Annotated in this window: 20 protein-coding genes; 5 read left to right on the top strand and 15 right to left on the bottom strand. The window is 69.7% G+C overall.

Features of this window, described 5'->3' with window-relative positions; genetic code table 11:
• Position 1 precedes the first annotated feature (1 nt).
• Entirely contained in the window at positions 2 to 1,723 is a 1,722-nt protein-coding gene (gene treZ / locus OX958_RS32990) for a malto-oligosyltrehalose trehalohydrolase (protein WP_270134175.1), read from the top strand.
• Positions 1,724 to 2,085: 362 nt separating this feature from the next.
• Here the strand turns inward: treZ and OX958_RS32985 are convergent, their stop codons facing one another.
• The gene (locus tag OX958_RS32985; RefSeq protein WP_270134174.1) at positions 2,086 to 4,134 is read right to left on the bottom strand and encodes a penicillin acylase family protein; all 2,049 of its coding nucleotides are present in this window, start codon (positions 4,132 to 4,134) and stop codon (positions 2,086 to 2,088) included.
• Positions 4,135 to 4,195: 61 nt separating this feature from the next.
• On the opposite strand from OX958_RS32985, the gene OX958_RS32980 reads away from it, so the two are divergent.
• Positions 4,196 to 4,660 (top strand): GNAT family N-acetyltransferase, encoded by a 465-nt coding sequence (locus OX958_RS32980; protein WP_270134173.1) that lies wholly within the window; start codon positions 4,196 to 4,198, stop codon positions 4,658 to 4,660.
• Between the two features lie 5 nt (positions 4,661 to 4,665).
• Here OX958_RS32980 and OX958_RS32975 read toward each other — a convergent pair whose 3' ends face one another.
• Both OX958_RS32975 and OX958_RS32970 read right to left on the bottom strand, forming a co-directional pair.
• Positions 4,666 to 4,950 carry a hypothetical protein gene (locus OX958_RS32975; RefSeq protein ID WP_270134172.1) on the bottom strand — a complete coding sequence of 95 codons (285 nt, stop codon included), beginning with the start codon at positions 4,948 to 4,950 and terminating at the stop codon, positions 4,666 to 4,668.
• Between the two features lie 68 nt (positions 4,951 to 5,018).
• A complete protein-coding gene (locus tag OX958_RS32970) occupies positions 5,019 to 6,074 on the bottom strand; it encodes an aldo/keto reductase (protein ID WP_270134171.1) in 1,056 nt (351 codons plus the stop codon).
• 139 nt (positions 6,075 to 6,213) lie between these two features.
• Between OX958_RS32970 and OX958_RS32965 the strand changes: the two genes are divergently transcribed.
• On the top strand, positions 6,214 to 6,648 hold the full coding sequence (locus tag OX958_RS32965) for a MerR family transcriptional regulator (RefSeq protein ID WP_270134170.1): 435 nt from the start codon (positions 6,214 to 6,216) through the stop codon (positions 6,646 to 6,648).
• A 10-nt stretch (positions 6,649 to 6,658) separates the two neighbouring features.
• Here OX958_RS32965 and fdhD read toward each other — a convergent pair whose 3' ends face one another.
• From fdhD to alr, 9 genes are all read right to left on the bottom strand, one after another.
• On the bottom strand, positions 6,659 to 7,495 hold the full coding sequence (gene fdhD, locus OX958_RS32960) for a formate dehydrogenase accessory sulfurtransferase FdhD (RefSeq protein WP_270134169.1): 837 nt from the start codon (positions 7,493 to 7,495) through the stop codon (positions 6,659 to 6,661).
• Positions 7,483 to 8,814: a molybdopterin molybdotransferase MoeA gene (locus tag OX958_RS32955; protein ID WP_270134167.1), complete on the bottom strand. Its 1,332-nt coding sequence runs from the start codon at positions 8,812 to 8,814 to the stop codon at positions 7,483 to 7,485. Before OX958_RS32955 ends, fdhD begins: the two co-directional genes overlap by 13 nt.
• Entirely contained in the window at positions 8,811 to 9,038 is a 228-nt protein-coding gene (locus OX958_RS32950; protein ID WP_270134166.1) for a formate dehydrogenase subunit delta, read from the bottom strand. Before OX958_RS32950 ends, OX958_RS32955 begins: the two co-directional genes overlap by 4 nt.
• A complete protein-coding gene (fdhF, locus tag OX958_RS32945; RefSeq protein ID WP_270134164.1) occupies positions 9,035 to 11,848 on the bottom strand; it encodes a formate dehydrogenase subunit alpha in 2,814 nt (937 codons plus the stop codon). The genes OX958_RS32950 and fdhF overlap by 4 nt, the downstream gene beginning before the upstream one ends.
• Positions 11,826 to 13,361 carry a formate dehydrogenase beta subunit gene (locus tag OX958_RS32940; protein ID WP_270134163.1) on the bottom strand — a complete coding sequence of 512 codons (1,536 nt, stop codon included), beginning with the start codon at positions 13,359 to 13,361 and terminating at the stop codon, positions 11,826 to 11,828. The genes fdhF and OX958_RS32940 overlap by 23 nt, the downstream gene beginning before the upstream one ends.
• Complete coding sequence (locus tag OX958_RS32935) at positions 13,358 to 13,852, bottom strand: NAD(P)H-dependent oxidoreductase subunit E (RefSeq protein WP_270134162.1); 495 nt, start codon at positions 13,850 to 13,852, stop codon at positions 13,358 to 13,360. Before OX958_RS32935 ends, OX958_RS32940 begins: the two co-directional genes overlap by 4 nt.
• A gap of 67 nt (positions 13,853 to 13,919) precedes the next feature.
• Positions 13,920 to 14,570 (bottom strand): M15 family metallopeptidase, encoded by a 651-nt coding sequence (locus OX958_RS32930; protein WP_270134160.1) that lies wholly within the window; start codon positions 14,568 to 14,570, stop codon positions 13,920 to 13,922.
• Positions 14,567 to 15,538, bottom strand: a complete 972-nt coding sequence (locus tag OX958_RS32925; RefSeq protein WP_270134158.1) for a D-alanine--D-alanine ligase family protein — start codon at positions 15,536 to 15,538, stop codon at positions 14,567 to 14,569. Before OX958_RS32925 ends, OX958_RS32930 begins: the two co-directional genes overlap by 4 nt.
• Positions 15,535 to 16,662, bottom strand: coding sequence for an alanine racemase (alr, locus tag OX958_RS32920; RefSeq protein ID WP_270134156.1), 1,128 nt, complete (start codon positions 16,660 to 16,662; stop codon positions 15,535 to 15,537). The genes OX958_RS32925 and alr overlap by 4 nt, the downstream gene beginning before the upstream one ends.
• A 231-nt stretch (positions 16,663 to 16,893) precedes the next feature.
• Between alr and OX958_RS32915 the strand changes: the two genes are divergently transcribed.
• Positions 16,894 to 17,367: a carboxymuconolactone decarboxylase family protein gene (locus OX958_RS32915; protein WP_270134154.1), complete on the top strand. Its 474-nt coding sequence runs from the start codon at positions 16,894 to 16,896 to the stop codon at positions 17,365 to 17,367.
• Between the two features lie 94 nt (positions 17,368 to 17,461).
• Here OX958_RS32915 and OX958_RS32910 read toward each other — a convergent pair whose 3' ends face one another.
• Together OX958_RS32910 and OX958_RS32905 are read right to left on the bottom strand one after the other, a co-directional pair.
• Positions 17,462 to 18,613: an ROK family transcriptional regulator gene (locus OX958_RS32910; RefSeq protein WP_270134153.1), complete on the bottom strand. Its 1,152-nt coding sequence runs from the start codon at positions 18,611 to 18,613 to the stop codon at positions 17,462 to 17,464.
• Between the two features lie 32 nt (positions 18,614 to 18,645).
• Positions 18,646 to 19,350 carry a GAF and ANTAR domain-containing protein gene (locus OX958_RS32905; protein ID WP_270134152.1) on the bottom strand — a complete coding sequence of 235 codons (705 nt, stop codon included), beginning with the start codon at positions 19,348 to 19,350 and terminating at the stop codon, positions 18,646 to 18,648.
• Between the two features lie 354 nt (positions 19,351 to 19,704).
• On the opposite strand from OX958_RS32905, the gene OX958_RS32900 reads away from it, so the two are divergent.
• Positions 19,705 to 20,172, top strand: a complete 468-nt coding sequence (locus OX958_RS32900) for a rhodanese-like domain-containing protein (RefSeq protein WP_270134151.1) — start codon at positions 19,705 to 19,707, stop codon at positions 20,170 to 20,172.
• A gap of 16 nt (positions 20,173 to 20,188) precedes the next feature.
• On the opposite strand, the gene OX958_RS32895 is transcribed toward OX958_RS32900, so the two are convergent.
• Complete coding sequence (locus OX958_RS32895) at positions 20,189 to 20,710, bottom strand: hypothetical protein (RefSeq protein WP_270134150.1); 522 nt, start codon at positions 20,708 to 20,710, stop codon at positions 20,189 to 20,191.
• Positions 20,711 to 20,750 lie beyond the last annotated feature (40 nt).

Here is a 20,750-nt window from a genome sequence, read left to right as displayed (position 1 = left end):
CTTGCACACGTTCACCGTCTGGGCACCCGGTGCTTCCGCCGTTGCACTGGTCCTTTCGGACTCGTCGCAGGAGATGCGGAAGGGCGACGGCGGGTGGTGGTCGTTGGAGGTGGCTTCGGCTGGGCACGGCACGTCCTACGCTTTCTCTGTCGACGGCAGCGAGCCGATGCCTGATCCGCGGAGCCCTTGGCAGCCTGACGGGGTGCATGGCTCCAGCCGGGTGTTCGACTCGAGCCAGTTCGAGTGGAGCGACGCGGAGTGGGCAGGGCGCGACGTACGAGGTGCTGTCTTCTATGAGTTGCACCTCGGCACGTTCACTCCCGAAGGCACGTTGGAGGCGGCAGCCGGCCACCTCGACTACCTGGTGGCGCTGGGAGTCGAGGTCGTCTCGCTGATGCCGGTGGCCGCGTTCCCGGGTCGGCACGGCTGGGGGTACGACGGTGTCGACCTCTACGCGGTGCACGAGCCGTACGGCGGGCCTGCCGAGCTGCAGCGTTTCGTGGACCGCTGTCACGCGGTCGGCCTGGCCGTGTGTCTGGACGTCGTCTACAACCACCTCGGGCCGAGCGGGAACTACCTGGACTCCTTCGGGCCCTACTTCACCTCGAAGCACACCACTCCGTGGGGCCCCGCGGTCAATCTGGACGACGAGGGCAGTCACGAAGTACGCCGGTGGATCTGCGACAACGCGCTGCGGTGGTTCCGCGACTTCCACATCGACGCCCTCCGGCTCGACGCGGTGCACGCACTGGTCGACGACAGCCCACAGCACCTGCTGGCCCAGCTCTCGACGGAGACCTCCGCGCTGGCCTCGGAGCTGGGCCGTCCGCTCGGCCTGGTGGCGGAGTCGGACCTCAACGACCCGCGCATGGTGGAGCCGGCGGGCGAGGGCGGGCTCGGCATGACCGCGCAGTGGAGCGACGACTTCCACCATGCGCTGCACTCTCTGCTGACCGGCGAGAAGGCCGGCTACTACGTGGACTTCGGCGATCCGGCCGTCTTCGCGAAGACGTTGACCCAGGTCTTCCTGCACGACGGGTCGTACTCCACCTTCCGGGAGAAGGACTGGGGGCGGCCGGTCGACCGGGAGCGGCACAGCGGCTGGCAGTTCCTCGCCTACACGTCGAACCACGATCAGGTCGGCAACCGGGCGCTCGGCGATCGGCCGGCCCTCACCCCGGGGCAGCTGGCGATCGGGGCCGCGCTGGTACTCACATCGCCGTACACGCCGATGCTCTTCATGGGGGAGGAGTGGGGCGCCTCGACGCCCTGGCGGTACTTCACCGACCACACCGAGCCGGACCTGGCCGAGGCGGTCCGGGCCGGGCGGCGACGGGAGTTCGCGGCGTACGGATGGGATGCGGAGGAGATCCCCGACCCGCAGGACCCGGCCACCTGGCAGAGCTCGGTGCTCGACTGGACCGAGGTGGACCAGGCGCCGCACGCGGAACTGCTGCGCTGGTACCGCGATCTGCTCGCCCTGCGGTCCCGGAGCGACGACCTGCGCAGCGGAGAGCTCTCGTCGGTCGACGTCTCGTACGCCGATGCGTGGCTGGTCGTGCGGCGCGGAGCTCACCGGGTGGTGGTCAACCTCGACGACGCCGAGGTGACGGTCCCGCTCGCCGACGCACCGGCGTACCAGGTGATGGCTTTCGGCGACGCCGCGATCGTCACCGATGGTGTGCGGCTGGCGGGACATACCGTCGCCATCTACGCGAACTGAAAGATCTTTACCTGTCCGGATGGTGCAGGTAGTTCAAGAATCGCTTGTCTTGTGGCGCTTGGTGACGGACTGTAGAGAAGGCCGAGCAGGGAGCCGTGACCGGGGGGACAACCGGGAGGACACCTATGACCGTCGGAGGCGTTGACACCTACTACGACTACGAAGAGAAGCAGTGGAAGAGCAGGAGGCTGGGCGGCGGTCCTATCGACCGCGGCCCGGTCTGCCCATCGCCACGCTCCTCGTCCCAGATCCCCACCGAACGCAGACCCCGAGACCACCGCACTGCCAAGGACGCCAAGGTCTCCAGCTGATCTCACGCCAACCGCCCGGGAGCAACGCCGGCCCCCGGGCACGGTCAGCACTCACCCTTCCACGGGCACCTCGCTGTTGACCGGGGCCAGTTCGCCGCGGAGCCAGAGCGGCAGCTGATCGTGGTGATGGGGATCGCCGAGAACGCCGGACGCGCCCAGCGGGACGATCCAGGCGCTGTTGTCGCGGTCGGCGACGTCCCAGGCGTAGCGGGCGGCGGAGGCCCGGATGCAGGTGTCGGTCAGGCCGGGGACGGCCGAGGTGGACCAGACGCAGTGGTGGTCGCCGGAGACCGAAAGGTCGTAGTGTTCCTCACCTGGAGCGAAAATCGGGCTTCGTAGTGCGTGGAGCGGGGTCAGGTGGTGAGTGTCGCCCCACGGGCCGCGAGGTTTGCGGTGGGCCACCTCCTCCAGAGCCTCCTGGGTCAACCAGGAGAGGTTGACGTCCGGCAGGAGTTCGGTGGCGATCAGGTTCTCCAGCGCGAAGTAGGCGTGGGCGAGCGTGTCGAGGTACGGGACGAAGAGCTCGGGGACGTCGAGGCCCTGGTCGAGTACGGCGAGAGCCGGGTGCTCCGCGAGCCGGCGTACCAGGGCTTTGCGAACCGCGGCGTAGCTGGAGGCGATCGTGCTGGCCGCGTCCATGCGCCGGTCCCAGGCCAGGAGTTGCTGCCGGAGATCGGTTGCCTCCGGCGACAGGTTCTCGAGGTCGACGAGCAGGTCGAGCAGCGCGGCGGACGAGCCCAGCAGGGTGTCGGTGTGGATCACCGGCATCTCGCCGACGGTCCAGTCGTCGCGCTCGAGCAGGAGTTCGCGGATCCGGCGGAAGCGGTGCGGGGCGGCGAAGTCGACGCCGAGCGGCTCGGCCAGCTCGCGGCTGTTGGCCATCACGGCCACCTCGCCGACAGTGGCCCGAGGCATCGGATCGTGCCAGCCCTGCCACTGGTGCTCCGCCTCCGACCCCGGTACGACGCGCAGGCGGTTGTCCTGGTGCCGAGTCGGGACCAGCCCCGCGGTCCGGTGCAGCAGACCGCCCGCGGTGTCGGCGGCCATCACCACGTTGACCGGCTCGACCCACCGGTCGACGGCGCGATCGACGTCCTCGACTGTAGTTGCCGCCAGCAACTGAGGGAGCGCCTCGAAGCCGATCCGGTGGGTCACCCGGGGTGGGTAGCGCAGGCTGATCGCCCGGGATTCGCCGGGTCCGCCGATGATCACCGGGCCGCGGGCCGTCTCGATCACCTCGATCTCGACCGGGTCCGCACCGGCCACCTCGACCACCTCGGTGTGCCGAGCGGCCGGTTGCCAGCCGTCGGGGCCGAGCGCTTCGACCGTGGATCCGGTGCGCCGGAGCTGTTCGGAGTACAGGTCCTGGTAGTCGGCCATCGCGTTGGTGATCGCCCAGGCGACGCCGCCGGTGTGGCCGAAATGGGCGATCCCGGGAACGCCGGGGACCGCGAGACCGATGACGTCGTACTCGGGGCAGGTGAGACGGACTTGCTGGTAGACGCCGGGGCTCTCGACATAGCGGTGCGGGTCACCGGCGATGATCGGCGTACCGGTGGCTGTTCTGCTGCCCGGGATCAGCCAGCCGTTGCTGCCGGCGGTGTCCGGGCCTTCGGCGTTGAAGAGATCGAGGAAGGGTTCGCCGAGCCGGCGGGCGACGTGCTCGCGCCAGAGCTTGGTCGGGAAGCCGGCGAACAGGATGTGGATCGCGAGCCAGTTGCTGATCGGAGCCCAGGGCTGCCACCGCGACGGGACGAGGCCGGTCGCGGCGAACTCGGGCGCGCTGCCGGCGGCGCCGGGAAGGCTGCGGTTGACGCCGTCCACGTACGCCGAGGTCCAGGCGCGGGTGCCGTCGTCGAGCTGCTCCCAGCAACGCTGCGCGGTGTCGTCGAGACGTGCCTGGCGGGCGAAGACGTCCCAGGCCAGCGCCTCCCGGCCGAGGAAGGCCGCGCTCGTGCCGAGCGCGCGGTGATGCTCGAGTTCGAGCTGCCAGGCCCGGTCGGTGGCGGCGTTCTGTCCTTGCAGGTAGGCGAGGGCGAGAGGATCTCCGGCCGTCAGCTGTGGCACGCCCCAGGCGTCCCGGTCGACCTTGGCGTCCACTCGTCATCCTCGCTCTGGCTGGGTTGGGCAGCGATCTGACAAGTCAGGCTAGCGTGGCGGGATGATCCGCGCGCTCGACCTGACCGACCTGCCCACCGCCGAACGGGTGCTGGCCGTCCAGCGGCTGGCCTACGCGGTCGAGGCCGAGCTGATCGGGTTCGACGGCATCCCGCCACTGCACGAGGACCTGGCAGCGCTGAGGTCGTCGACGGAACACTGGCTCGGCCGGTACTCCGACGGCGAACTGGTCGCCGCTGTCGCCTACGAGCTTCCCGACGCCGACACGGTCGACATCAGCCGCCTGGTGGTCGACCCGGCCCAAGCCCGCCGCGGTCACGGTCGAGCGCTGCTCGACCATCTCGACGAGTTGGAGCCAAGGGCGACCAGCCTCGTCTCGACCGGTACCGCGAACGTCCCGGCGACCACGCTCTACCTGGCCCGCGGCTACACCGCCACCGGCCAGGTCGAGATAGCGCCGGGCGTCACGATCACCAACTTCCGCCGTACGCGACGACCGGATCGGTAGCCCTGTCAGTCGCGCGCGGGATCTTCGTGCGCAGGATCGTCGACCGGCTCCGCGGCCTCGACCGGTTGGAACGCCTCGACCGGCCGGCCCGCCGCCGGATCGGCCGTCGCCTGGTGCGGGCGGCGCGGCGGGTTCGGCTGCGGGCCGGCCGAGGCCGCGCCCGGGTGGTCCAGCCCGTCGAGCTCACCGTCGGGGTTGAGTTCGAGCCCCTCGGCCCGCAGGTCCTCGTTGATCTCCACCTCATCGGCTCGGTGGCCGGGTAACGGCAGTCCAGGTCGATCGAAGCTCATCGGTCCTCCTGTGGACGGGGCTGAACCCGTCCAGTACCCATCGCTGCAGGTCCGATGCGGTGCGGAGATCAGGCGGCGGAGCGATCCGCCGCCGGGCGGCGGCGTTCGGCCGGATCGGTGAGGGCGGGCGAGGACCAGAGACCGTCCGGCTGGTAGTGGTGAAGATCGGTGCCAGGGGCAACGATCTCGTCGATCCGGTCCAGTACGTCGTCCTCCAGGGTCAGGTCGGCGCCCTGCAGTGAGCTGTCCAGGTGCTCCATCGTGCGTGGGCCGATGATCACCGACGTCACCGCCGGGTGCGAGGTGACGAACGCCAGCGCGAGCTCGGGCAGCGTCCGGCCGATGCTCTCGGCCAGCGCGGTGAACTGCTCCAGTGCCTCGAACTTCGAGGCGTTGGCCGGGATCGACGGGTCGAACCGGTGTGGTGTCAGAGCCGCCCGGCCGGCGGCCAGATCCACCGGCCGGTCCTTGCGCACCTTGCCGGACAGGAAGCCGGAAGCCAGCGGGCTCCAGGTCAGCACGCCCATGTTCAGCCGCTGCGCGGTCGGCAGCAGCGACCGCTCGATCCCGCGGGTGACCAGCGAGTACGGCGGTTGCTCGGTCCGGAACTTGCCGAAGCCGCGCCGCTCGGCGACGTGGTATGCCTCGACAATCTCCTCGGCCGGGAAGGTCGAGCAGCCGAACGCCCGGATCTTGCCCTGGCTGACCAGGTCGGTCAGCACCGACAGCGTCTCCTCGATCTCCGTCGCCGGGTCCGGCCGGTGCACCTGGTAGAGGTCGATCCAGTCCGTGCCGAGCCGCCGCAGGCTCTGCTCGACCTCGTGGGTGATCCAGCGCCGCGAGTTGCCGCCGCGGTTGGGGCCCTTCCCCATCGGGAAGTGCACCTTCGTCGCCAGTACGACGTCCTCCCGGCGCCCCTGCAGCGCCTTGCCGACAATCTCCTCCGACTCGCCCGCGGAGTACATGTCGGCGGTGTCGACGAAGTTGATGCCCTGGTCCAGGGCCGCGTGGATGATCCGGGCGGAGTCGGCGTGATCGGGATTGCCGACCGCGCCGAACATCATCGTGCCGAGGCAGTGCACGCTCACCTCGATACCGGTCCCGCCGAGAGTGCGGTAGCGCATGTCCAGCTCCTAGCCGTTGTGGTCTGGTGCAGAACCTACGAGCTGGACCGCTGTCTAGGTCAAGGTGCTTCCGCTCGGCCGCGCTGGGAGGGCTGCGAAGCTCCTGGAGTTGACTCCAGGCGCGGTTAGGGTGAGCCGCATGGCTGACGGGTTGAGCATCGGGCAGGTCTCCGAACGCACGGGGCTGAGCGTGCACGCGCTGCGCTTCTACGAGCGGGAAGGCATCCTCGCCGACCCGGTACGCCGGGAGGCCAACGGGCGTCGCGTCTACAGCCAGGACGACGTCGACTGGCTGGACATGTGCATCAAGTTCCGCTCGTCGGGGATGCCGCTGGAGACCATTCGCCGGTACACGGACCTGGTCCGGCAGGGCGCCGGCAACGAGGCGGCCAGACTGGCGTTGCTGAAGAGTCACCAGGAGGCGGTCGCCGCGCAGATCGAGGAGCTCACCGAGTGCCTCCGGGTGATCACGTACAAGGTCGACATCTACACCGACCACCTCGATCGCGGTACCGCCGACAGCCTGTGGGTCGCGCCGTCGATGGTCCAGGAAGCGACCGGCCAGGCGGTCTGACGCCGGTCGGTCAGACGCGCGCCGGCACCGTGATGCGGTCGGGGTGGGAGTAGACGTTCAGCGAGCCGTTGCGGATGAAGCCGGCGAGGGTCAGCCCGCACTCGTCGGCCAGCTCGACGGCCAGTGACGAGGGAGCCGAGACGGCGCCCAGGAGCGGGATGCCTGCCATCACGGCCTTCTGGGCCAGCTCGAACGACGTCCGGCCGGAGACGATGAGGATGTGGCCGCGGGCGGGGATCAGGCCGCCGAGCAGGGCCCAGCCGATCACCTTGTCGACCGCGTTGTGGCGGCCGACGTCCTCCCGCACGACCAGCAGTTCGCCGTCGGGAGTGAAGAGTCCGGCCGCGTGCAGGCCGCCGGTGCGCTCGAACACCTCCTGCTGCTCCCGCAGCCGGTCCGGAAGGCTCGCGAGGACCTCCAAGGACACCCGCAGTGGGTCACCCGCGGGCGAGTAGCGCGACTTCACCCGGACGGCGTCCAGCGACGCCTTGCCGCAGACGCCGCAGGACGAGGTGGTGTAGAAGTTCCGCTCGACCCCGGTTTCCGGCGCCGGGACACCGGGGGACAGCCCGAGATCGAGGACGTTGTAGGTGTTGCGGCCTTCGGCGTCCCGCGAATCGCAGTACCGGGCGTCGCGGAGGTCGCCGGCACTGCCGATCACGCCTTCGGTGTGCAGGAAGCCGTGCGCGAGTTCGACGTCGTGTCCCGGCGTTCGCATCGTCACGGCCAGCGGACGGCCGTCGACCCGGAGCTCGAGCGGATCTTCGACGGCGATCGAGTCGGGGCGCGAGCGCTCGCCGTCAGGCGTGAGACGCAGGACCTTCTTGCGGGCGATCAGACGACCCATGGGCGGACTCCCGGATCCAGTGGCAGCAGTCTCGCGGCGATAGCGGCGCCCGGGCCTGGCTCGATCACGGCCAACGCGTCGGCGGCAGCAGCACCTCGCAACATGGCCGAGCCGCCATGCCCGACCGGTACCGCGCCCTGTGTCGTCACCCGCACCGGTACCAACCTGGTACTGCGCGGATGGCACGCGAGCCCACCAGGCACCGACGCCACCGCAAGCGCGTCCAGCCCTTCACCCCGCAACCGCCTGACGGCCGCGACTCCCAGCGTGAGAAACGCCGTCAACGCGGCCAGCGGGTTGCCCGGCAAACCGGCCACCAGCCGCCCGTCGGCCAGTCGGGCCAGCGCCTGAGGATGCCCAGGCCGGCACGCGACCCCATTCACGATCAGCTCCGCACCCAGCTCGGCCAAGGCTCCTCGCAGGTGATCAGCCGGTCCTGCTGCCGACGACCCGGACACCAGGATGATCTCCGCCTCGGCACCAGCGATCGCCGCCAGCAGCCCGTCCCTGGAATCCGGCAGGTGCACCACGGCGGAGGAGAGCGAAGGTGTGCAGCCGGAAGCAGCGCCGGTGCGCGGTACTGCGCCGAAGGTCGCGCCCGCTCTGGTGATCAGGGCCGGCAGCATCGGGCCGATCGCGTCCCGGACCCGACCCGGGGCGGAGGGGCCCTGGTGAACCAGTTCGTCACCGGTGATCAGGGCGACCACTCGGGGTTTGGGGATCACCGAGAGCTGGTTCAGGCCGAGCGTTGCGGCGAGACCGAGAAGTTGGGGGAGCACCAGAGTCCCTGCTGGGAGCAGCGTTTCGCCTGCCGCGCATTCTTCGCCCGCTCGGCGGATGTGCCGGCCGAGCTCGGCCGGCCCGGCTACCTCGTCGGCAAGACGGGTCGCTTGCTCGTCGGGCAGCACAGTAGTCGTCCCGGGCGGGATGGACGCACCGGTGACGATGGTGCAAGCCTGGCCTTCTTCGAGAGGCGCGGGGAGAGCTGAGCCGGCGAGGACAGCGCCGACTATCCGCCACGGGCCGGACCCGCGTACGGCGTACCCGTCCATGGCTGAGCGATCCACCGGTGGCACTGCCGTGGGGGCGACGAGCGGGGTGGCGAGAACACAGCCGACCGCCTCCTCAAGTGGAAGCCGCCGCGGGGCAAGCGGCGCGACCGCCGTATGCGCCAGTGCCCGGGCCACATCCCAGGACACCGCGGCCGCGTCAGGCCCCCTGGCAGCCCGCGTCATCTCGCCGTCGACCTGCGCCACCTCACCATCATCCGTGGCCGGTTCACGTCCGAGCTGCGCGACTTCCTCCTCGACCTGAGTCACCGCAACGTCGCCCGGACCTGGTTGGCGGCCAGGACAGCCAGCGGAGCCAGGTCATCGGCGCCGGCGTCCACATGGGCGATCAGCGCCCGCTTCATCCGGGGATCCCAGACCGTGCCGATGTGGTTCGCGATCGCCGTCGCGGCATCGGCCGGCGCCCTGTGCTCGAACTGCCGCGCGATCTCGTTCGCCAACCGCACCGGCGGCGGCAGGGCCGGCCCGCTCACGGCGCCGGCACCGCCTCGAGTACTTCGTCCGTGGCCACCGTCTCCACCAGCAGATCCACCTGCACCGCGGTGACCTTGTACTCCGGGCAGTTGGTCGCCCAGTCGGAGTTGTTCGTGGTGATCACGTTCGCCCCCGTCACCGGGTGGTGGAAGGTGGTGTAGCAGACCCCCACCGGCATCCGCTCCGACAGCCTGGCCCGCAGCGACGTCCTCCCGACCCGGCTGGACAACGCCACCATCGAGCCGTCCTCGATACCCCGCACCTCGGCGTCGTGCGGATGCAGCTCCAGGATGTCCTCCGGATGCCAGGCGACGTTCGCGGTCCGCCGGGTCTGCGCTCCCACGTTGTACTGCGACAGGATCCGTCCGGTGGTGAGGATCAACGGGTACTTGCGGGTCGACCGCTCCGTCGTCGGCACGTAGACGGTCTCCATGAACCGTCCCTTGCCGCGGGTGAACTCGTCCTCGTGCATGATCGGCGTGCCGTCGGGATGCTCCAGGTTGCACGGCCACTGCACCGACCCGACCGCGTCGAGGTGCTGGAACGACACCCCCCTGAAGGTCGGCGTGGTCAGCGCGATCTCGTCCATGATCTGCGCCGCCGAGTCGTAGTGCATCGGATAGCCCATCGCCTGCGCGATCTCGCAGACGATCTGCCACTCCTGCTTGCCGGTCTGCGGTGCCATCACCGGCCGGACCCGGTTGATCCGCCGTTCCGCGTTGGTGAAGGTGCCGTCCTTCTCCAGGAACGACGTCCCGGGCAGCAGCACGTGCGCCCATTTGGCCGTCTCGTTCTCGAACAGGTCCTGGACGACGAGTAGGTCGAGCGCGCCGAGCGCGGCGAACACGTGCGCGGTGTTCGGGTCGGACTGCGCGATGTCCTCACCCTGCACGAACAGTGCCTTGAACGACCCGTCGATCGCGGAGTCGAACATGTTGGGGATGCGCAGCCCCGGCTCGTTCAGGATCGGCGTACCCCAGAGCTGTTCGTAGACGTCCCGGGCGCCGTCGTCGGAGACGTGCCGGTACCCCGGAAGTTCGTGCGGGAAGGAGCCCATGTCGCAGGAGCCCTGCACGTTGTTCTGGCCCCGCAGCGGGTTGACCCCGACGCCGCGCCGGCCGATGTTGCCGGTCGCCATCGCCAGGTTGGCCATCCCCATCACGGTGGTCGATCCCTGACTGTGCTCGGTGACGCCGAGACCGTAGTAGATGGCGCCGTTCCCGCCGGTCGCGAACAGCCGGGCCGCCGCGCGTAGTTCCCCGGCATCGACGCCGGTGATCGACGCGACCGCCTCCGGGCTGTGCTCCGGCTGCGCGATGAAGGTCTCCCACTGCCCGAAGTCCTCGCACCGCTGCTCGACGAAAGCCCGGTCGACCAGCCCTTCGGTGACCACGACGTGCGCGATCGCGTTGACCACGGCGACATTCGTGCCCGGCGCCAGCTGCAGATGGTGGGCGGCCTCGATGTGCGGCGACCGGACCAGGTCGATCCGCCGTGGGTCGATCACGATCAGCTTCGCGCCCTGCCGCAGCCGCTTCTTCATCCGGGACGCGAACACCGGATGCCCGTCGGTCGGGTTCGCGCCGATCAGCAGGATCACGTCGGACTTCTCGACCGACTTGAAGTCCTGCGTACCGGCCGACTCACCGAAGGTCTGCTTCAGCCCGTACCCCGTGGGCGAGTGACAGACCCGGGCGCAGGTGTCGACGTTGTTGTTGCCGAACACGGCCCGGACCATCTTCTGGACCGCGTACACCTCCTCGTTCGTGGTCCGCGACGAGGTGATCGCGCCGATCGAGCCCTGCCCGTACTCCGTCTGGATCTCGCGCAGCCGGCGCGCGGTGAAACCGATCGCCTCGTCCCACGAGACCTTCCGCCAGGGGTCGGTGATCGCGGCGCGGACCATCGGCTCCAGCACCCGGTCCGGGTGACTCGCGTAGCCGAAGGCGAACCGGCCCTTGACGCACGAGTGGCCCTCGTTCGCGCCACCGTCCTTGTACGGCACCATCCGGACCAGCTCGTCACCCCGCAGCTCGGCCTTGAAGGAGCAGCCGACGCCGCAGTACGCGCAGGTGGTGACGACCGAGCGGGTCGGCATCCCGAGCTGGATGACGGTCTTCTCCTGCAGGGTCGCCGTCGGGCACGCCTGTACGCAGGCGCCGCACGACACGCAGTCCGACTCCATGAAGGAGACGCCCGCGCCGGCCGCGATCTTGGAGTCGAAACCGCGGCCCTCGATCGTCAGCGCCAGCGTGCCCTGGACCTCGTCACAGGCGCGGACGCAGCGCGAGCAGGCGATGCACTTCGAGGCGTCGAAGTCGAAGTAGGGGTTGGAGCTGTCGGTCGGCGCGTCGAGGTGGTTGGCGCCGGCGTCGACGCCGGCGCCGTACCGTACTTCGCGCAGTCCGGTGACCCCGGCCATGTCCTGCAACTCGCAGTCACCGTTGGCCGAGCAGGTCAGGCAGTCCAGCGGGTGGTCGGAGATGTAGAGCTCCATCACGCCCCGGCGCAGCTTGCCCAGCTTCTCGTTCTGGGTGCGCACCACCATGCCGGGCGCGACGGGCGTCGTGCAGGAGGCGGGGGTGCCACGGGCGCCGTCGATCTCGACGATGCAGAGCCGGCAGGACCCGAAGGCCTCCAGGCTGTCGGTGGCACACAGTTTGGGGATGTCGAGTCCGGCCTGCTTGGCCGCGCGCATCACCGACGTACCGGGTGGGACGGCGACGCCCACGCCGTCGATGGTGAGCGTGACAGTGGGCTCGCCGTCGCGGGCCGGCGTACCGAAGTCAGGTTCCTTGAGGAGCGTCATACAGACCGAAGTCCTTTCCGAAGTGGCGGACGGCGCTGCGTACCGGCAGCGGGGTGAGGCCGCCCATCGCGCACAGCGAGCCGTCGGTCATCAGGTCGCACAGGTCGTCGAGCAGGACCAGGTTCTGTCGGCGGTCCTCGCCGCGGCGGATCCGGTCGATCGTCTCGACGCCGCGGACGGCGCCGACCCGGCAGGGCGTGCACTTGCCGCAGGATTCCTCGGCGCAGAACGCGAAGGCGAACCGGGCCATCGCGGCCATGTCGACGGTCTCGTCGAACACCACGATCCCGCCGTGGCCGACCATCGCGCCGGCGGCCGCGAACGCCTCGTAGTCCATCGGCAGGCCGAACTGTTCGACCGGTAGATAGGCGCCGAGCGGCCCGCCGACCTGGACCGCGCGGACCGGCCGCCGGGTGGCCGTACCACCGCCCAGTTCGTTGACCAGCTCACCCAGAGTGATGCCGAACGCGGTCTCGACGATGCCACCACGGGCGATGTTGCCGCCCAGCTGGAAGACGTTGGTGCCGAGCGACCGGCCGGTTCCGTATGCCGCGTAGGCCGCGGCACCGTTCGCCAGGATGGTCGGGATCGTGGCCAGTGACAACACGTTGTTGACGACGGTCGGCCGGCCGAAGAGCCCTTCCAGGGCAGGGATCGGCGGCTTGGCCCGGACCATCCCGCGTTTGCCCTCGAGGCTCTCCAGCATCGAGGTCTCCTCGCCGCAGATGTAGGCACCGGCGCCGACCCGGACGTGCAGGTCGAAGTCCAGACCCGAGCCGAGGATGTCCGGCCCGAGCCAGCCGCTCTCGCGGGCGGTACGGATGGCGGCGTCGAGCGCCTCGACGGCGTCGGGGTACTCCGAGCGCAGGTACACGTAGCCTTCGGTGGCGCCGACGGCGTACGCGGCGATCGTCATGCCCTCGATCAGCGTGAACGGATCACCCTCGATCAGCATCCGGTCGGCGAACGTGCCCGAGTCGCCCTCGTCGGCGTTGCAGCAGACGAACTTCTGGTCCGACTCCGCGCCGAGCACCGTGCGCCACTTGATCCCGGTCGGGAAGCCGGCACCGCCGCGTCCCCGCAGGCCGCTCGCGACGACCGCCTCCACCACGTCGGCCGGTGACATCGCCAGTGCGGCCCGAAGTCCCTTGTTTCCTTGGTGTTCCGTGTGGTCGTCACCGGACCGCGGGTCGATCACCCCGACCCGTGCGAACGTCAACCGCTGCTGCCGCCGCATCCAGGGCAGCTCCTCCACCAGTCCGAGACTCGCCCCCAGACCGTCGAGCATCCCGCCCGCGATCAGCCCGTCGACGTCTTCCGGAACGACCGGCCCGTAGCCGACCCGCCCGTCCGTCGTCTCCACCTCGACCAGCGGTTCGAGCCACAACATGCCCCGCGAACCGTTGCGAACCACTTCGACGTCCCGGCCGGCAGTCGCGGTCACGATCCGCTCGGCGACCTCGTCCGCGCCGACCGACCGGGCCGCTGCGTCGCGCGGTACGAAGACTCTCATCGCGCTTCCCCGAGCAGTGCGTCCAGCCGGGCCGGCGTGACCCGGCCGTGCAGTTTGCCGCTCACCTGAACCGCCGGCCCCAGAGCACAGTTGCCGAGACAGAAGACCTCGTCGACGGTCAGCCGGCGGTCGTACGTCGTCTCCCCGAACCCAGCCCCTGTCCGCCGTTTCACGTGCGCGGCAAGCTCTTCCGCGCCGACCGATCGGCAGGCCTCGGCCTGGCAGATCCGCACGGTGGTCCGGCCGGCCGGCTCGCGCCGGAAGTCGCGGTAGAAGGTGACGACACCATGGACCTCGGCCACCGCCAGGTTGAGCACGTCGGCGATCACGGCGATGTCGGTCTGGTCGACGTAGCCGAGTTCCTCCTGCACCGCATGGAGAATCGGGATCAGCGCGCCACGCAGACCGCGCAACCCGGCCGCGATCCCACGAACACGCACGGCTCGCCCGGGGGCCGGGACGGAGGCAGGGGGGATGACTTCGGTCGTCATACCTCGACTGTCCCGGGCGGTCAGCAAGGCGTCAAAGCAAACCTCCCTATGACGTGATAGCCCGCAGCTACCAACTGGCGCCGGCGACCAGCCCGGCCACTTCATCGCGGTTCGCGGGCCCGTAGATGGCGTGGTCACGACCTTCGACGAAGGCCCAGTAGCGGTCGCCGAAGGACCAGTGCCACCACTCTGTGGGGTAGTTGACCAAGCCGGCCGAGGCCAGCACATCGGCCAGCAGGGAACGGTTCGTCCGGGCCTCCCGGCTGATGTTGGTGGCGTCGAAGAAACAGGCGCCGTTGCTCTGCTCGGGAGTCGCGTCGATCGGCGTACCGAGGTCGAACGGGCCGTGCTCGCCCATCAGCGTCAGGTCCACCGCCGCGCCCGCGACGTGCGGGGCGACCTCCACCGGTGACACGAACCGGCTTGCGAGGACGTGCGTCTCGGCGTCGGAGATGCCGGGGTTCAGGGCTCGCAGTTCGGACAAGTAGCTGTGGTAGATCTCCTGCTGGCTCTCGATCGCGCGCAGTCCCTCGACGACGTGCAGCCGGACGCCCGCGGGCAGGAAGCTGTCGGCGACCGCGAGTCGGTCGGCCAAACTCTCCCGGACGAACTGGCGGCCCTGGGCGGAGATGCCGCGGGTGTGGAGGTCGACCAGCGGTTCACCGCTGTCGATGGCCGGCAGCCGGGTGATGCGCTCGTCACTCAGCAGGACGGTCATGCGGCCTTCTTCCGGGCAGCGGTGGTCAGCAGGGTCTCGATCACGTCGGCGTACGAGAGGCCGGCCGCTGCCCACATGCGCGGGAACTGCGACGCGGGCGTGAAGCCGGGGAAGGTGTTGATCTCGTTGACCAGCGGGTTGCCGTCGGCCGGCACGAAGAAGTCGACCCGGGCAAGACCTCGGCAGCCGAGTGCCTCGAACACCTCCAGCGCCGTTCGCCGAAGCCGCTCGGCCAGCGCGGCCTCCAACGGTGCCGGTACGACGAATCGCGTCCGGCCGCTGTCGTACTTGGCGGCCGCGTTGAAGAAGGGCTGGTCCGGATCGGCATGGATCTCCAGCGCGGGCGCGACGTCGACTCTGCCGTCGGGGAACTCCATCACCGCCAGGTCGATCTCACGACCCTGGACCTCCTGCTCCACCAGGACCTGCGGATCCAGTTCGGCCGCGACGGCCAGGGCGGCAGCCAGCGACTGCAGGTCAGTGGCCCGCGCGACCCCGAAGCTCGAGCCGCCACTGCCTGGCTTGACGAAGACCGGAAACTCGATGCCGACCGCCTTGAGTCGCTGGACGACCGCTTCGGTGTCGCGAAGATCCGCGCCGCGCACGGTGATGCCCGGGGTGACCGGGATGCCGTGCGCGCGCAGTACGGCCTTGGTCAGGTGCTTGTCGAGCCCGACCGCGCTGGCTGCCACGCCGCTGCCGACGTACGGGACGCGCAGTTGTTCCAGGAAACCCTGGATGACGCCGTCCTCCCCGCCTTCGCCGTGCAGGGCGGGGATCGCCACGTCGCTGTCCTGCAGCAACGCGATCGCCTCGTGCTGACCGTCCTGCCAGTTGCCTGAGGCATCGATCACCAGCGGTACGACGGTGTGCCCGGACAGCTCCGCTGCCTTGGCGATCCCGCGCCCACTGGCCAGCGAGACCTGGTGCTCCGGGCTGGCTCCGCCACTGATCACGACGACCTTCACGAACTCGTCCCCTCGACGTAACGGCGCGGGACCCGGGAACCGAGCCCGCAGTAGATCTCGTGTGGAATGGTTCCGGCCCACTCGGCCCAGTCCTCGGTGACCGGTTCGCCGGCGTCACCGTTGCCGAAGACCACGACCGGCGTACCGGGCTCGATCGCCAGGTCACCGGCGTCGACGACGAACTGGTCCATCGTGATCCGGCCGATCACCGGCAGCCGGACACCCCGGACCAGTACGCTCGCCCGGCCGGACGCGGTCCGCGGGACGCCGTCGGCGTACCCGATCGGGATCAGCGCGACGGTGGTGTCCCGCTCGGCCACGAAGTCGTGCCCGTACGAAACGCCTTCGCCGGCTGGGATCCGGCGAACCTGGGCGACCTTGGTGACGAGCCGCATCGGCTGCCGCAGGCCGGCACCGGCCTCGTCGATACCGAACAGCCCGGCGCCGATCCGGACCAGGTTGCAGTCCGGGGCATCCAGGGTGAGCGCGCCGGCCGAGTTCGCCAGGTGGATCACCTCGGGGTCCAGACCTGCGCGGCGAGCCAGGCTGACCCCGGTGCGCAGGAGCGCGAGCTGCTTCTTGCTGTGCGTGGCGTCCGGCTCGTCGCCATGGGACAGATGGGACCAGATGCCTCGAACCTTGACGGCGCCGAGTGCCTCGTAGTGGGCCGCGGCTCGGGTCAGCTCGATCCACTGGCCGGGCGCGCTGCCGCCACGATGCATGCCGGTGTCGAGCTTGAGGTGCACGTGCCGCACGTTCGGGGCCGAGACGGCCTGCTGCAGTTCGGCGACCGTGGAGACGCTGACGTCGATGTCGGACAGGAGCAGCAGTTCGCTCGCGTCGTACAGCCAGATCAGGATGGGTTCGGTCAGGCCGGCGGCGCGCAGTTGCAGAGCCTCGTCGGCGCGAGCGACGCCGAGCCAGGTCGCGCCCGCCTCGACGGCGGCCCGGGCGACCTGGATCGCGCCGTGGCCGAAGGCATCGGCCTTGACGACCGCCATGATCTCGGTGCCGGGCCGAATGCGCTTGTGCAGGGTTTGTACGTTGTCCCTGACGGCCGACAGGTCGACCACGGCCTCTGCCAGCCCCACGAAGGGGCGGGTCGGGCGCTGCACCAGGTTCATGCCGTTCATTGTTGTTTCCGGCAACGGTCGCCACATCGTTTCGCGGTCGGATGTTGTCCCACCGCCACGTACGACCCTGGTACGACGCCGCGTCGTCCGGCTCGTCCTTTCGGCCGAGTCCCGGACCGCGCTCCGGCGCGGGAGACGTAGATCACGCCCGCCGGGAGTCACACTCCGCCGCGTTGTTCTGTCGTAAGTGTGTACATCCGAATCCGACAGAGGAGTCCAGCCATGGATGCGCGTCTGAACGTCTTCAGTTCTCCGGCCGCGGGCAAGCTGATGAAGCACCTCGTCTCCGCGGCCAAGGTGGTCGGCGGGTCGACCGTGCCCTACCTGACACTCGAGTTGGTGAACCTGCGCTGCAGCCAGATCAACGGCTGCGGTTTCTGCACCGACATGCACATCAAGGACGCCGTCGCCGCCGGTGAGTCGCAGCTGCGGCTCAACCTGGTGGCAGCGTGGCGCGAGGCCACCTGCTTCACCGAGGCCGAGCGCGCCGCGCTGGAGTTGGCCGAAGAGGGCACCCGCCTCGCCGACGCCAGTGGCGGGGTCTCGGACGAGGTTTGGGCCAACGCGGCCAAGCACTACGACGAGGAGCAGCTCTTCGCGCTGGTGTCGCAGATCGCTCTGATCAACAGCTTCAACCGGCTCAACGTGATCACCCGCCAGCCGGCCGGCGACTACGTGGCCGGACAGTTCAGCTGAGCTGTCGCCCGCACTGACTCCTCGGCTGGTTCAGCGGTCTCATCGCCGCTCTCGACCAGCCGAGGGCTGGGCGCGTGACGTCAGGCGCAGGTGCCTACTTGCCGAGGACGAAGGTCTGGATGGCGATCACGGCGGCGCCGCGGGCCCACTGAGTGAAGGACGCGTCCTGCAGGACGACCGGTGGCGGGACGGCCGCAGGGTGGCGGTCGGCCCGGAGGCCCGCCTGAAGTTCGTCCTGAGCGACAGCGGCCAGCCGGACGCCTTCGCCGCCGAGCATGACCACCTCGGGCATGGTGAAGTTGCAAGCGGCCGCGATGAGCCGGCCGAGAGCGTGTCCCGCGGCGCCGACCACGCGACGTGCCTCGGGATCACCGCCGGCGGCCAGGTCGAGACATTCGTCGTACCCGACCGGGCGGCCCAGAGCCTGGCCGACCTGGCTGGTGATCGCCGCTGTGGTGAGCATCGAGTCGGCGCAGCCGCGGTGGCCGCGCTCGCAGCGGGGGCCGTTCGGGTCGAGCTGGACGTGGCCGATCAGACCGAGCCCGGCCTCCGTCGTGTCGACCAGCTTGTCGTGGACGACCAGCCCGTAGCCGACCCCCGCACCGATGGTGAGCAGGCAGAACCGGCTGATCCCGCGGCCGGCACCGAACCAGTGGATCGCCTCGGTGACGGCGGTGACGTCGTTGGCGACGACCACCTGGGCGTCGGTCCGGTCAGCGACGAGCTGCTGGAACTTCACGTCCTCCCAGCCGAGGAAGTCACCGTGCAGTACGTCGCCGGTAGCGTCGACGTGCCCGCCGAGACTGATCCCGAGCCCGGTGATCCTCGGCCGCCCGGCACCCAGCGAACGCGCGATCTCCACCACCAGCTCGGCCACCGCCTCGGGGGAGTGGTCCGGCAGCACCCGCTCCTCGGTGGCGATCACCTCGGCCCGCAGTGTGGTCAACACCCCCAGCGCCGCGTCCCCGGTCAGCTTCACCCCGACGAAGTGGTGCGAAGCCGGCACGATGTCCAACGGCTGCGAAGGCCGCCCCACCCGGGGATCGGCCGGGCCACCCGCCACCTCGACCAGCAGCCCCGACTCCACCATCGGCTTCGTCAACCGGGTCAGGCTCCCGGCCGACAGCTCCACCCGCCGAGCCAGCTCGGCCCTCGACAACGGCCCGTCCAGCAGGATCTCCAACGCAACCTGCTGGGACGGCCCACCCAACGGCCGCCAAGCCCCCGTCCCCGCCGTACCTCCCACGCCACGACCCTACCGTCGCCGCGCCGAACCGATCAGTGCGGAAGCTTGCGGGTGTCGATCAACTGCTGGGCCACGTCGCGAAGTTTGGTGTTGGTGTCCTGCGAGTAGCGCTTCAGGATCGCGAACGCCCGATCGCCGTCGACATCGAAGCGCTCCATCAGGATCCCCATCGCCTGACCGACCAGCTTCCGGGCGTCGACCGCCTGCGCCATCGTCTCCTCGTGCCGCGCCGACGCGACCGCCACCGACGCGTGCCGGGCGAGGATGTGCGCGATCGCCTCGTCGTCCTCACCGAACGCGTTCGGCTCGGGCGAGTACAGCCCCAGTACGCCGACCGTCGCCCGGCTGCCCCCACCGGTGGCCAGCGGCACGTCCAGCACGCTCCGCACTCCCAGCCCCGCCACCTTCGCCGCCCACTCCGGCCACCGCGTGTCCTCGCTGGTGTCCCGGATGAGCACGGTGCTGCGCTCCCGCAGGGAGGTGATCAACGGGCCGGTCTCGGAGCTGATCTGCAACCCGAACACGTCGCCGACCACGGGATCGGTGACCGCCGCCACCTCGGGTTGCGAGCCCCGCACATAGAGCGCGATTCCGGCGAACGTGCAGTTCAGCGCCTGCAGGGCGAACTGCACCACCGCGTCGACCGTCTCCTCGACGCCGGGTGCGTCGTGCAGTTCGACAGCGAGTCGCGCGAAGGCGTCCGCGGACGTCGCCGCGGCAACCTCGAAGTCAGCCATCAAGGGGCTCCAGACATGAGTCATCGTCAGGGGTACCCCGTGGCTGGAGTGGTCCTCAGCGGACATCATGCAGCCTGATCCGCCCGAAGTGGTAGCCGAACCCCCGATCTTGTGCGGGCTGTTGCCAAGGCTTGTCCTACCCGCCGGATAGCTGCTTCTCCCGGCGGAGATATCGCTGTCCCGCGGTGGCAGAAAACCTTTGTCAGCAGGGTGTTAGGCCGTTGCCACCGCGTGCGCGGCACCACCGCCTCACTGGCAGTAATTTGTTGCAGGAGGTCTTTACTGCCACTGGTCAGGCGGGAGCCGGTGGTCGACGCTGGTGGCTCCGGATTGCGCGCGGCGAAGGAGAAGGCAATGGCCACGGTGGTTTCAGCGGTACTGCGGACAGCGGCCGCCGAGCAGGAGCGGGCGATCGCTCACTTCGCCGGCAAACTCGCCTTCGAGACGGACCCGTCGGATGTCGCCGCAGACCTCGGCGCCGGAGTCGGCGGCTGGGTTCTCGTGGACAGCAGAAGCCAGGAAAGCTGGGACCAGGGACACGTGCCCGGAGCGATCCACCTGCCGACCCGGGAAATCGCGGCGCGTGCGGCACTCGCAGTACCGGAGGGCACTCCAGTGGTCACCTATTGCTGGGGCCCGGCGTGCAACGGTGGCACCAAGGCTGCCCTCGAGTTCGCCAAACTCGGCTATCCGGTCAAGGAGATGATCGGCGGCATGGAGTACTGGACCCGTGAAGGGCTGCCGGTCGAGACCGTCGACGGCGTCACCCGCCGCCCTTCGGACCCGCTGACCGCTCCCACGGGCATCGCCTGCGCCTGCTGAGGTCGTCTGTGAGCGGTCAACTGTTCGCGGCGGCTTCGGCGGCCCAGAGGTAGTAGGTGGGGGCGACGTCCATGCTTCCCCGGCGGAGCGAACCGGGTGGCGACCCGGTCCCGCCACCATTCAGGGAGCCGACCAGGAACATGATGATCAGCAGTGGAAGCAGCGTGACCCGCACCAGCATCGCCCACGGGCCCCGGAAGCCCGGGCGGCCGCCGTCCTTGAGCTGAACTAGCCGGGTGCCGGTCAGCAGCGCGCCGAGCGCCCGGCCGTTGCCGTAGAAAACGCCGTACAGCAAGGGAACTCCGAAGATCAGGGCGATCACGCCCACCCCGACCGTCCCGTCGTCGAGAGTCGGTGCCGTCACGAGAGCGGCTGTCCCGGCCAGCACGCCGACCCCGACCACCATCGAGTCCACCAGCCAGGACGCGAACAACGTCCACGCTCCCGGGCGGACGTACCGTCGCCCGTTGCCGAGTGGTTCCACTCGTTTGGCAACGTCCGGTCCGAGGACGTCCACCGGGTTCACATACCTGTTCATGACCCGGCACCGTACCGCTTCGCGGGCCTGCCGCGAGTAC

This window comes from Kribbella sp. CA-293567 (genome assembly GCF_027627575.1).
GTDB lineage: Bacteria > Actinomycetota > Actinomycetes > Propionibacteriales > Kribbellaceae > Kribbella.
This window is presented reverse-complemented; position numbering and strand designations above follow the sequence as displayed.

Excerpts from the sequence above, each read along its gene's own strand:
- OX958_RS32980 (WP_270134173.1), top strand. The coding sequence starts at position 4,196 with ATGATCCGCGCGCTCGACCTGACCGACCTGCCCACCGCCGAACGGGTG.
- OX958_RS32975 (WP_270134172.1), bottom strand. The coding sequence starts at position 4,950 with ATGAGCTTCGATCGACCTGGACTGCCGTTACCCGGCCACCGAGCCGAT.
- OX958_RS32970 (WP_270134171.1), bottom strand. The coding sequence starts at position 6,074 with ATGCGCTACCGCACTCTCGGCGGGACCGGTATCGAGGTGAGCGTGCAC.
- OX958_RS32965 (WP_270134170.1), top strand. The coding sequence starts at position 6,214 with ATGGCTGACGGGTTGAGCATCGGGCAGGTCTCCGAACGCACGGGGCTG.
- fdhD (WP_270134169.1), bottom strand. The coding sequence starts at position 7,495 with ATGGGTCGTCTGATCGCCCGCAAGAAGGTCCTGCGTCTCACGCCTGAC.
- fdhF (WP_270134164.1), bottom strand. The coding sequence starts at position 11,848 with ATGACGCTCCTCAAGGAACCTGACTTCGGTACGCCGGCCCGCGACGGC.
- OX958_RS32940 (WP_270134163.1), bottom strand. The coding sequence starts at position 13,361 with ATGAGAGTCTTCGTACCGCGCGACGCAGCGGCCCGGTCGGTCGGCGCG.
- OX958_RS32935 (WP_270134162.1), bottom strand. The coding sequence starts at position 13,852 with ATGACGACCGAAGTCATCCCCCCTGCCTCCGTCCCGGCCCCCGGGCGA.
- OX958_RS32930 (WP_270134160.1), bottom strand. The coding sequence starts at position 14,570 with ATGACCGTCCTGCTGAGTGACGAGCGCATCACCCGGCTGCCGGCCATC.
- alr (WP_270134156.1), bottom strand. The coding sequence starts at position 16,662 with ATGAACCTGGTGCAGCGCCCGACCCGCCCCTTCGTGGGGCTGGCAGAG.
- OX958_RS32915 (WP_270134154.1), top strand. The coding sequence starts at position 16,894 with ATGGATGCGCGTCTGAACGTCTTCAGTTCTCCGGCCGCGGGCAAGCTG.
- OX958_RS32905 (WP_270134152.1), bottom strand. The coding sequence starts at position 19,350 with ATGGCTGACTTCGAGGTTGCCGCGGCGACGTCCGCGGACGCCTTCGCG.
- OX958_RS32900 (WP_270134151.1), top strand. The coding sequence starts at position 19,705 with ATGGCCACGGTGGTTTCAGCGGTACTGCGGACAGCGGCCGCCGAGCAG.
- OX958_RS32895 (WP_270134150.1), bottom strand. The coding sequence starts at position 20,710 with ATGAACAGGTATGTGAACCCGGTGGACGTCCTCGGACCGGACGTTGCC.